This is a genomic window from Clostridium sp. Marseille-P299 (assembly GCF_900078195.1).
Taxonomy (GTDB): Bacteria; Bacillota; Clostridia; order Lachnospirales; family Lachnospiraceae; genus Lachnoclostridium.
On sequence record NZ_FJVE01000002.1, the window covers coordinates 1 to 1,345 of the forward strand.

General features: G+C 28.6%; 1 rRNA gene. It reads left to right on the forward strand.

Going from position 1 to position 1,345, the window contains the following annotated elements:
* A 23S ribosomal RNA gene (locus BN4220_RS00050) occupies window positions 1-207 on the forward strand; the annotation flags it as partial.
* Window positions 208-1,345: the final 1,138 nt, after the last annotated feature.

The following is a 1,345-nucleotide window of genomic DNA, read 5'->3' on the forward strand; positions in this document are numbered from 1 at the left end:
GGTTGTTCTACCAAGAGCATGGCCGAGTAGCCAAGTCGGGACGGGATAAACGCTGAAGGCATCTAAGCGTGAAGCCCCCCTCAAGATAAGATATCCCATAGCAAAAGCTAGTAAGACCCCTAAAAGATGATTAGGTAGATAGGTTAGAGGTGGAAGCACGGTAACGTGTGTAGCTGACTAATACTAATAGGTCGAGGGCTTAACCTAAAAAGTTTGTTTAAAAACAGATGGATGAAATCAGTGTGAAGTTTTGAATGTATATACGATTGAAAATATGTATATAATGAGATTTTAGAAACTACAGAAATGTGGTTTCTTTTTTTATTTGTAGATTTACTATAAGAAATAAATATTAAATAGGATGTACTAAAAAATATTTACAATATCTTATTCGATGGCCGGTTCAAAACAATATTCAGAACGAGTATATCCAGGATAAAAGATGATTAAGTTTAGGGATTTAGTATTAAGTAACTTTCTTGATAATACCCTATGCAGCCATATTGTATGTATTTTATTATACTTATTTTTTATAACAAGAGCTGTAAAATTCTAAATACAATATTTTTATTATTATCTCAAGCGTTAACAGAAGTTTAAAACTCATTTGATTATGATTGAAGTATATTGTTTGGATTGATAAATAGAAACAAATCTAAGTTTTCTATATTAGATTAACTGTAAAGTACTACAATGAGAATGGGGATCCCCGTGAGTCATTTTGTTAGTAATATGGGCAACAGTATTGCAGGAATGTTGATAATTTTTCAAATTAAGATATGAAAGTTGTTTGCTTATGCATTTAATGAAAATTTATATACAATTTAAAACATTAAAAATATCACAATTTATATATAATAGAACTATATAGTTTGAAGGGAATTTTGTTGATAATTTTATATTTATATAAAGTTTAAATTAACACTTGACTTTTGTTGTTAATGATGATAAACTGTATAAACTGCTAGAGATTAAATTGTTTATGAAATTTGAACAATTTAAAAATCCTTTAAAATAAAGGGTTGACAAGCTTAAATCAGTATGTTATAATACAAAAGTTGCTTGATTCGAAAGAACTGTATAAACAATTTGAATTGTTTGAAAAAATAATAAAAAAGTTGTTGACAAACAGGAAAAACGATGATACAATAAACAAGCTGATTTACAAAACAGCAAATAATATAAAGTGAAACACCGAATGGTGTGACATTAAATATGAGTGATAATAATCACAGAACATTGATAACTGAACAGTGAAACAACCTTGAAATTCGTTGAGAATAAAAATCCAGACAGAAATGTTTGGTATAGAACTGTGAAGGATCGTAAGATCTGACACAACCCT